The 9,677-nt window shown below is 70.2% G+C and carries 9 protein-coding genes and 2 pseudogenes; 7 read left to right on the top strand and 4 right to left on the bottom strand.

The window, feature by feature from the left end:
• Positions 1-390 precede the first annotated feature (390 nt).
• From IEZ17_RS29930 to IEZ17_RS29940, 3 genes are all read left to right on the top strand, one after another.
• Positions 391-540, top strand: coding sequence for a hypothetical protein (locus IEZ17_RS29930; protein WP_189305561.1), 150 nt, complete (start codon positions 391-393; stop codon positions 538-540).
• Between the two features lie 605 nt (positions 541-1,145).
• On the top strand, positions 1,146-2,288 hold the full coding sequence (locus IEZ17_RS29935; protein WP_373299983.1) for a PP2C family protein-serine/threonine phosphatase: 1,143 nt from the start codon (positions 1,146-1,148) through the stop codon (positions 2,286-2,288).
• A gap of 321 nt (positions 2,289-2,609) precedes the next feature.
• Positions 2,610-3,659 (top strand): aldo/keto reductase, encoded by a 1,050-nt coding sequence (locus IEZ17_RS29940; RefSeq protein WP_189305563.1) that lies wholly within the window; start codon positions 2,610-2,612, stop codon positions 3,657-3,659.
• 719 nt (positions 3,660-4,378) lie between these two features.
• Here the strand turns inward: IEZ17_RS29940 and IEZ17_RS29945 are convergent.
• Positions 4,379-4,807 carry a winged helix-turn-helix transcriptional regulator gene (locus tag IEZ17_RS29945; protein ID WP_189305565.1) on the bottom strand — a complete coding sequence of 143 codons (429 nt, stop codon included), beginning with the start codon at positions 4,805-4,807 and terminating at the stop codon, positions 4,379-4,381.
• 234 nt (positions 4,808-5,041) lie between these two features.
• Here IEZ17_RS29945 and IEZ17_RS29950 point away from each other — a divergent pair, with 234 nt between their 5' ends.
• The gene (locus tag IEZ17_RS29950; protein WP_373299986.1) at positions 5,042-5,917 is read left to right on the top strand and encodes a glycoside hydrolase family 16 protein; all 876 of its coding nucleotides are present in this window, start codon (positions 5,042-5,044) and stop codon (positions 5,915-5,917) included.
• Positions 5,918-6,103: 186 nt separating this feature from the next.
• Here IEZ17_RS29950 and IEZ17_RS44640 read toward each other — a convergent pair.
• Positions 6,104-6,305 (bottom strand): annotated as a pseudogene (locus IEZ17_RS44640) (DNA helicase); the annotation flags it as partial.
• Between the two features lie 93 nt (positions 6,306-6,398).
• Between IEZ17_RS44640 and IEZ17_RS29955 the strand changes: the two are divergent.
• Positions 6,399-6,830 (top strand): cupin domain-containing protein, encoded by a 432-nt coding sequence (locus tag IEZ17_RS29955; RefSeq protein WP_189305568.1) that lies wholly within the window; start codon positions 6,399-6,401, stop codon positions 6,828-6,830.
• 799 nt (positions 6,831-7,629) lie between these two features.
• On the opposite strand, the gene IEZ17_RS29960 is transcribed toward IEZ17_RS29955, so the two are convergent.
• Together IEZ17_RS29960 and IEZ17_RS29965 are read right to left on the bottom strand one after the other, a co-directional pair.
• A complete protein-coding gene (locus IEZ17_RS29960; RefSeq protein ID WP_189305570.1) occupies positions 7,630-8,190 on the bottom strand; it encodes a Clp protease N-terminal domain-containing protein in 561 nt (186 codons plus the stop codon).
• Positions 8,190-8,399 carry a helix-turn-helix domain-containing protein gene (locus tag IEZ17_RS29965; protein WP_189305572.1) on the bottom strand — a complete coding sequence of 70 codons (210 nt, stop codon included), beginning with the start codon at positions 8,397-8,399 and terminating at the stop codon, positions 8,190-8,192. The genes IEZ17_RS29960 and IEZ17_RS29965 overlap by 1 nt, the downstream gene beginning before the upstream one ends.
• A gap of 266 nt (positions 8,400-8,665) precedes the next feature.
• On the opposite strand from IEZ17_RS29965, the gene IEZ17_RS29970 reads away from it, so the two are divergent.
• Together IEZ17_RS29970 and IEZ17_RS43105 are read left to right on the top strand one after the other, a co-directional pair.
• Positions 8,666-9,076, top strand: coding sequence for a hypothetical protein (locus IEZ17_RS29970; RefSeq protein WP_189305574.1), 411 nt, complete (start codon positions 8,666-8,668; stop codon positions 9,074-9,076).
• Positions 9,063-9,677, top strand: a pseudogene (locus IEZ17_RS43105) (IS5 family transposase); the annotation flags it as partial. The gene IEZ17_RS29970 and the pseudogene IEZ17_RS43105, both read left to right, overlap by 14 nt.

The following is a 9,677-nucleotide window of genomic DNA, read 5'->3' on the forward strand; positions in this document are numbered from 1 at the left end:
GGTGTAGCGATGGAACACAGCAGACGCAGCATGTGGTACGAGCCGGCCTGGCCTTGGTTCGGAGCTGTCCTGGTCGCCGCTTCCGGTGTCCTGACTGGCTGCGGAAGCGTCGGCGGCGACTCGCAGGCGCACTCGGCACCGCCGCACCCTTCCGCCGATCCGCTCACCGGGACGCCGACCTCGTCTCCCCAGGCGGGAACCCCGATGTCCCCAGGGGACGGCCTCCGCGCCACCGGAATGTGTCGCCGGCTCCGCCACCGTCACCCACGGCCTGGGGACGCCTCCGTCGGGACCCGTGTCTCCGCCCCTGCGCGACAGTGGCCGTGATTCTGAAGCCCCGTTCCGGAGACCACCTGGCCGCAGCCGCACAGCGGCAACCCGATGCCGGCCATGGTCACCTCGACCACCACCAGCCGGAACGGCGCCACGCACGTCACCGTGCGAGCTGCGCGCACCGGCGCGGTGACCGTGACCTGGGGCACGGTCCGCGCGCCGGTCTTCACCCTGCGGCTGAGCGTGGCGGCATATCCAGTGCAGTGAGCCGAACACGGGACAGCCGGTGCGCCTCCCGCAGGGGGTACGCACCGACCGCCATGTGAAGGGGATCCGTCGAGGTCAGTCGTTTCGGCCTCGGCGATGAGCCCCGAAGGGGCGCACGGCATCCGTCACGGTCTCCTGACATCGGACGGCAGATCCGCGCACCGTGAACGCGAGCAGTCCGCGTGACGCCGACAGCAGTGCCCGCGGGCACACCACGATCAGGCATCCGCCGGAACGCCTCATTCCCCGGCCGCGACGACCACCGTGCCAGTTCCATGCCGGCTCGGGCGGTGACCAACGGTCAATGAGGGACAGCGAGGCAACCGGACACGGCACCCCGATAAGTGGCGTCTTCGCTGGTCAGCTATATGGACGTCGCGCCTGTTCCTCGCGGCGCGACGAACGGGTTTGTGGCGGTAGCCTCTGGAACCTCGCGGTGTGGATTCCGCTCTCGTGGGTCAGCCCGCCGGGCTGGGCACATCGGTCGGTGGCCCCCTGGCGCGAGCACCCCGGACGTACGCGGTGGTCAGCCGCGCGGGGACGGTGCACGATGGAAAGTGTTGGTTCCCCGACCGCACCGTGCCGGTCCGCGGCAGCCTCGGCCAGTGAGCCGAACGCTGCTGGCGCTGCCTGTTCTGCTCATCGCGGTGATCACGATGGTGGACCTGCGCACTCCCCAGGACATCCACCTGGGTCCGGCGCTGGTCATTGCCCCGGCGATCACCGCGGGATTCGCCGGTCCCTATCTGACCGGTTTCATCGGAGTAGTGGCACTGACCGCCCAGGTGATCATCGCGCTGTTCCACGGCGGGCTGACCACCGCGAACCACCTGATGCAGATCGTCACCCTCGCGGTGCTCACGGGTCTGGTGGTGGCCCTGTCCTCCGTGCGCGAGCAGCGCACCGCCCAGCTGGCCCAGGTCCGGTCGGTGGCGGAGGCCGCTCAGCACGTCTTGTTGTGGCCGCTGCCGGAGCAGATCGGGCAACTGAAGATCGCCTGCCTGTATCTGGCCGCGGAGGACGAGGCCCAGATCGGCGGCGACCTGTACGCGGCCACCCGCACCGACAGCGGCGTGCGGGTGATGATCGGCGACGTGCGCGGCAAGGGCCTCGGCGCCATCGGTGAGGCCGCTCTGCTGCTCGGCGCCTTCCGCGAGGCCGCCCACCAGCACACCTCGCTGCCCGCGCTGGCCACCGCCCTGGAGACGAGCGTGACCCGCTACCTGGCCGACTTCGAACCGGCCGAGGAGATCGGGGAACGCTTCGCCACCGCCCTACTGCTGGAGATACCTGACGACGACCCGATCACCCGGATGACCAGTTGCGGGCATCCCCCGCCGCTGCTGCTCAGCCCCGGGAACATCGTCACGGTCCCGACCCTGCACCCCGCACCGCCGCTGGGGGTCGGCGGCCTGGGGATCGAGAACTACACACTCGACGTGTTCTCCCTCGAACCCGGCGACACCCTGCTGCTCTACACCGACGGCGTCATCGAGGCGCGCAACGCCGACGGCGGCTTCTACCCGGTCGAGCAACGGGTCTCCCAGTGGACCGAGGCCAGCCCCGCCTCCCTGCTCCAGCACATCCACAGCGACCTGCTGGCCCACGCCGGCGGACGTCTCGACGACGACGCCGCCCTCATCGCGCTCCGCCGCACCCCGACCGCCCATCGGGGCCGCCGCCACGAACGGGTCATTCATGCCGACGGGTTCCGTCATCGCCCGGCAACCGAGCCGCCGGGCTCGTGATCACATGTTCGCGGTCCGTCTGTCTCCGGAGCAACCAGCCCGGGCGTTACCGAATTTGACGCAGACCACGCATGGTGGTCGCTCGACGACCGGGCGTCGCCCGCCCCCTGCGGGCGGGTCGGCGCCTGGGGCACCATCCGTGGGAGCACATCCCACAGGAACCCACGGCTCATCCGACACCAACCGTCCAACGGTCCCCACCCCGACAGCTGTCGCACCCACCACATGAGACGGTCTGTGAAAGGGGTCCGTGCTTGCCCTAGAACGCACTCCAAGTCGTAAGGTCGCGGCGCCCAAGGTGACGACGACCAAGGAGAGTTCATGCGCCACCGCGTTCTTGGCGGGACCGGGATCGAGGTCAGCCCCTACTGTCTCGGCACGATGATGTTCGGTTTCGTCGGCAATGCCGACCACGGCGAGTGCGTACGGATCATCCACGCCGCGCTGGACGAGGGGATCAACTTCATCGACACCGCCGACATGTACTCTGCCGGAGAGTCGGAGACGATCGTCGGAAAGGCGCTGAAGGGCCGCCGCGACGACGTGGTACTGGCGAGCAAGGTCCACTTCCCCATGGGGGAGGGCCCCAACCGGGGCGGCAACTCGCGGCGCTGGATCGTCCGGGAGGTGGAGGACAGCCTGCGGCGGCTGGGAACGGACTGGATCGACCTGTACCAAGTGCACCGGCCGGACCACACGACCGACATCGAGGAGACGCTCTCCGCCCTGACCGATCTGGTGCGCCAGGGCAAGATCAGAGCGTTCGGATGCTCCACGTTCCCTGCGGACGAGATCGTCGAGGCGTACCACGTGGCCGACCGCCGCCGCCTCCAGCGGTTCCGCACCGAGCAGCCGCCCTACTCGCTGCTGGCCCGAGGCGTCGAGAGGCATGTGCTGCCGGTGGCGCAGCGCCTGGGAATGGGCGTGCTGACCTGGAGCCCGCTGGCCTCGGGGTTCCTGACCGGGCGCTACCGCAAGGGCCGGGCTATCGATCTGAGCAGCGGACGCCCCACTCTGCACCCGGGCCGCTTCGATCCGGCGGCGCCGCTCACCGCCGCGAAGCTGGAGGTCGTCGAGCAACTCGTTGCCGTGGCCGACGAAGTGGGCTGCTCACTGCCCGAGTTGGCCATCGCCTTCCCACTCGTGCATCCGGCCGTCACGTCGGTGATCATCGGCCCGCGCACGATGGAGCAACTGCGGAGCACGCTCAAGGGCACTTCCGTGGCGCTGGACGACGACGTCCTCGACCGGATCGACGACATCGTGCCGCCCGGAACCGACATCTATCCCCCGGACGGCGTCTGGACTCCGCCGTCGCTCACCACGCCGGCGCTCCGGCGACGCACAGCCGAGTCCAGGTCCGCCGTCTGAAACGGACCCCGGTGGGAGCCTGGCGATGCGTGGTCGACACCTGAGGTCGGCCTCCTGTTCCCGTCGGAGTATTCACCCTCCTCGCGCTCGGCCTGCCCGTTGCTGTCCGTGGGACCGGCTCACCGTGATCGAGAATGCCGTGCAGTTCCGCTCGCTGCACGCCACACCCCCTCACCAGGCTGATCCACTCCGCACGCGCAGGCAGCGCCACCACGCGGTGACGGCATAACAGAAAGGGAGGCACCCGGAACGGCGGCTGAGGCGCCTTCGGGCAGGGCGCAGGCCCGCAGCGGCAACGCACCACAGGCGGGTCCGGCGGTGTCGCGAAGCCCGGCCCACGGCCTTGGCCGGTCCTCGTCACCATCGCACTCGCACAGCTCTTGGCCGTGCTCAGGCCGGACGCCGGATGCGGCTCCGGCCGAGCCCGGTCGGCGTCCGACGGCTTGCCCCACCTCACGCGGATCAGCACGACGGGCATACCAGGCAGCCGTACGACCCGTCGCACACGTCCCTGGCGGGGACCCGCTCCACTCAGATCTGCACCGCTGGTTCATCCGCGTGCCTGCGGGAGCCCTTCACTTCAGAAGTGCCTTGGCGATCGAGCATGATGGAAGCGTAGGAACTCCCACCATCGCTGGTCAGCAAGCACCTCTTCCTGCTTCTCCCACCACTGAGGTTCCTCACACGGTGGATCGAGGTCAGCGGCTGCGGTCGACAGTTCACACGGTGACTGGGTCTCCGCACCGACCACAGGTCAGCGTGGTGTGTGGGCGCGATCCGCACACTTCGTGCGTCCAGTTCAGCGGCTTGTGTTCGGCGTCCGCCATGTCGTCGGTGAGATGGATGGCGCCCCATTGCATCAAGATCATCATGGCCGGGAAGAGATCGAGGCAAGCCTGGGTGAGTCGGTATTCGTGGTCGTTGCGGATCGGGCCGCCTGCGTACCGCTCCCGGGTCAACAGACCGGTGTCGACCAGCTTGTGGACGCCGCGCCTACCGCGCACCGTTCGCCGATCGTCGCCCCCAACCGGATCGCCCAACTGGATATGGGCCGACCGGACCGACTCGGCGGACCCTCCACGAGTATCGATATGCAGCTGGGCCGGCGTGGACGTACTTTCCGGCAGCCAAGGACCGAACGTGAGCAACTCGCACCGCCCTCCCGGGGTTCCGTGTCTCCGATACGGCTCCATGCCTTCAATTCTTGAAGACTGCCAGCACCCTTGACGTCCCATCAGTTCACGAGTTGAATCACGCCGCACATGACGTCGGCAAGCCAACCCGACCCCAAGGGACCCCCCATGCCTCCCACCCCAGGCGCCCTTCCCCCTGCGCCATCCCAGGCCGCCTCTCCCCCGCAGCCCGACCGTCCGCGTACCCGAATACGCCACCGCCGGCGCACCCGCGCCGCCCTCGCCACGGCTCTCATGCTCGCGGCGGGCTGGACATCGGCGACCACGGCCGAGGCCGACGGCAGCCCGGCTTCCCACCGGACCGCCGCCGTCACCACCTTCTCCGACGACTTCGACGGCCCCGCGGGCAGCGCGGTCGACGGCGGCAAGTGGCGTTACGAGACAGGCGACAACGTCAACAACCACGAGCGGGAGTACTACACCTCCGGAACCAACAACGCCGCACTGGACGGCCAAGGCCATCTGGTCATCACCGCCCGCAAGGAGAACCCGGCCGGCTACCAGTGCTGGTACGGCAGTTGCCAGTACACCTCGGCTCGGCTGTCCACCGCGCAGACCTTCACCCAGGCGTACGGGCACTTCGAGACCCGCATGAAGCTACCTCGCGGCCAGGGGATGTGGCCGGCGTTCTGGATGCTCGGCAGCGACATCGGCCAGGCGGGATGGCCCAACTGCGGCGAGATCGACATCATGGAGAACGTCGGCTTCGAACCCGGCACTGTACACGGCACCCTGCACGGCCCCGGCTACTCGGGCTCCGGCGGTCTGGGCGCCGGCTACACCCTGCCCGGCGGGCAGGCGTTCGCGGACGACTTCCACACCTTCGCCGTGGACTGGTCACCGGGCGCCGTGACCTTCTCGGTCGACGGCCACGCCTACGAGACCCGCACCCCCGCCGACACACACGGCAACAAGTGGGTCTTCGGCCACCCCTTCTACCTCATCATGAACCTCGCCGTCGGCGGCTACTGGCCCGGTGACCCCAACGACAGCACCCAGTTCCCACAGTCCCTGGTCGTGGACTACGTTCACGTCACGGCCGGCAACAGCGCGCTGCGCCACTGACCCGGCCGATCGGTGGCCCACCATCGCACGGACAGCGAACGGAGGCGGGTAGGGCGACGCGCCCTACCCGCTCCGCTTCGTGACCAGCTCAACCGCGAACGACCCAGCGCACCGGGAGGTCCGCCGACAAGACCAACTCGGTGGAACCCTCCACGAGTACCAACATGCCGCCCGGACAAGCCGGATGACGTTGGTGCGGCACAGTACGGCGTCGGGGGCTGGGGGGCGAGTTCGTTGTCGATGGTGTCGTTGCCGTGGAGGCGGATGGGTGCGTCGACGATGGCGAGCCAGCGATTGGCCTCCTGGGCGAGGCGGGCCCGAAGCGGAAGGATGGTGACAGGGCCAGGGATGTCCCGTCGAAGTCGGCCATGACGTCTTTAGCCGTCCGCATGACGGCCGGTTCGCCGGAATGAGGCCGACCCCCGACATCAACCTGGCGAGAACTGATCGAGGTCCGCCGGCGGGCTGCTGTACTGCGCACATGGCAGATCAGAAGCAGTGCGCGGTGGTCCGCACCGGGCTCTACGAGGGAATCCAGGGCGGCATGTTCGGGACAGGGATCAGCGCCCAGTCAGCCGGGGCGCAACGGCTGTGTCTCCACCGGCTGGTGATGCCTGCCGGCACCCGGGGCCGCCCGCACCTGCACGAGGGCCACGAATCGGCCATCCATGTCCAGACCGGCCAGGTCGAGGTATGGCACGGGGAGGGCCTGGCCGAGCATGTGGTGCTGCACACAGGTGACTACATCTACATTCCTCCGGACACCCCGCACATGCCGGTGAACAACAGCAGCGAAGACGTGATCTGCCTGGTCGCACGGACGGACCCCGACGAGCAGGAAGGCGTCCGGCTGTTGGAGCTGCCGGCCTGGCTGGAAACCCGCATCGGCGCACTGCCCGTCGGAGCCGGCTGAGCCCGGTCGAGCCCTGCCGTGGTCGACGCGGTCACCGGCGGCAGCCCGGCGTCCCATCCCCACATCCCCACGCCGCCGACAGCCGAGGCCGCCCCAGGCACTCGGACCTACCGCCATACGCCGAGGACGCCTTCGTCCATACGAACCCAGGGCTACGCGAGCCGGGCCCGAGCGCCTTCGCGTGCCGCGGCCACATTCCGGCGGGCGCGGCACACCGGGTCCTCTCAGCGCCGGATGGAGCCAACCGGCAGTGGTCACCGGCCGCCGTGGCGGCGATGGACGTCGGCGCCGTCCGGGCCGCGCTCTCCCGCAAACCGTCGCCGGCAGCGCGGCAACGGTCCAAGCCGCGCATCCGCGGGCCTGCGAGGTGTACTCGCCGACCGGGCCGCGGCCGGGTAGGTCGGCCCGGGCGTGGTACTCGACCGACGTCGGCGAGAAGCCAGAGCCGAGGCACCAGTCGAAGCGCCGGCCGAGCAGAGCCACCGCAAGCACAGCACCGAGCGCGAAATTCCCTGCAAGCAGCACGGCTCGGCCACCACCGCGCGATACGCCTACGGCGCCGTCCACCGCCTTGGCCCGCGCCGGATCGGGGAGTTGCCGTGTCACCAGGGGACGGACGGCCCGGAGACGGGCCCAGAGGCGTAACGAGGCAACTCCTCGCGGCCGGAGGAACCAGTGGCCGCGCCGTCGAGGCGCAGCCCGGCCAGGAACTCCGGGCCCGGGGGCCGGAGTCGCTACCCTGCGGCCGTCCGCCGGGCACACTTTGCGCCCGACCGGCCCCGAACCGTTCCCCTCCCCCTCAGCTCGCCCGCCCCGCCCGCCGCTCCTCCAGCACGCGCACCACCGCGTCAAACGTCACCCCGTGTCCGGCGAGTACCGCCCCTGCCGGACCGTGCCGGGCGGTCAGCGCCAGCAGCAGATGCTCATCGCCGATATGCCGGTCACCGCGCCCGACCGCGATCCGCAACGAGCGTTCCAGCACCGCCTTCCCCTCCGGTGCGAACGCCCGGCGCACACGCTTGCCGCGCCCGGCGCGCCGGCCCCCGTCGGCCAGCGCGCCCGCGCCGTGCGCCCGCTCCACCCGCGCGACGACCTCGTCCACGTCGATTCCAAGACCTGCCAGCGCCACCGCATCGGCCGCCGAGATACCGGCCCGGCGCCGGTTTGCCGCCAGTTCCCCGGCCAGCGGCTCCCGGCGAGCGCCGAGCGCGTCGAGCGCTGCGGCGGCCGGCGAACCGGTGCGGTCCAGCAGTGCGAGCAGCAGCTCCGGCTCGCCGACGGTGTCGCTGCCGGTGCGATCGGCGTGCTCCACGGCATCGCGCACCACCGCCCGGGCACCGGCAGTAAACCTCTCGAACATCAACGCCTCCCATGCTTCTTGTGGACCGCCTGCCTGCTGACGCCCAGCTCGGTGGCGATCTCCTGCCACGACCAGCCCTTCGCGCGGGCGCTGCGCACCTGTACGGCTTCGAGCTGTTCCAGCAGCCTGCGGAGCGCGGCCACGGCGCGGAGCCCGGCCCGGGGGTCCGGGTCACTCGCCCGCGCGGCAAGATCCGTTGCTTCGGTCATGCATGTCAATTTACATTGACACCAGAGATCGCGTCAACGCTGGTTGACATCTATGGGTCGCCCCCGAACAACCGCCGCACCGGACAGGACGAGAACACGGACGGCGTCCATCCCCCCGAAGTGCAACCGCGGCCACCCAGCCGCACCTCGGCAAGCGTTCATTCCACCAGCGCAGGCAAGGTCCTGGCGGGCACGTCGAGCACGACGCCACCGACGCGGAACTTGACACCGGTGCCCCGGATGCCGTCCCGGATCCCCGACGCCGCGTGCCTCCTGGGCGGTCTGCTGTCCGGGCGCGGCGACGAGCCGCGGAGCTGTACGCCCGTGCGGTCGAGCTGTACCACGAAGCCGCCGTCCCGTGGTTGGCCGCGGACGCCGAGGCCCGCCTGGCCGAACTCTCGCTCGCACCGGGCCGACCTCAGCAGGCCGAGCAGGCCACCCGCGCCGCCCTCGACCACGGCGCGGAGCTGTTCGCGCCGTTGGGCTTCGCCCGCCTCCACCTCCTTCTCGCCGAGGCCCTGGTCGCCACCGGGCAGGACGACAACGACGTCGCCGCCCATGCCTTGGAGGCCATGCACCGGGCGGACGAGGCGGCCCAGGGCGACGGGCTCGGGGCGTGGGCGGGGCCGCTGCTGGGCGGCGCCCTGCTCCGCCTGTCCGGGTGTGCCGTTGACTGACGCGCAGGGGGCGCGGATCGAGCCGTTGCTCCCGGACCGGATGCCGTAGCGGGGTGGCCGGTGGAGGGATCACCGGGAGGTGATCGACGCGATCGCCTTCACGTTCCAGACAGGAACGCAGTGGGTCGACCTGCCGGAGAAGTACGGCAACTGGCGGGGCGTCTACAACCGGCTGCGGATGTGGGCTGTCGACGGCACCTGGGAGCGGGTGTTCACTGCGCTGATGGCCCAGGCCGACGGGGATGAGGACCTGAACTGGGCCGTCTCGGTGGACTCCACGATCGTGCGTGCCCACCAGCACGCGGCCGGGGCCCGCAAAAAGGGGCCCCGGCCGGCGAGCCGGACGACCATGCCATCGGCCGGTCCCGGGGCGGGCTCACCACAAAGATCCGTCTTGCTGCCGACGACCGCTGTCGGCCGCTGGCCTTCGTTCTTACCGCCGGACAGGCGGGCGATGCGCCCGCTTTCACAGACGTGATGGCACGGCTGCGCGTTCCCCGACGCCGTGGACGGCCCCGCACCAGGCCAGACGTGGTCCTTGCTGACAAGACATCCCACGCGGATAAGAGTCAAGCTGCTTCGGCTGCGAGCTGTGCTGACG

Origin of the sequence: Streptomyces albospinus (assembly GCF_014648695.1) — a bacterium.
In the GTDB taxonomy this organism is placed as follows: domain Bacteria; phylum Actinomycetota; class Actinomycetes; order Streptomycetales; family Streptomycetaceae; genus Streptomyces; species Streptomyces albospinus.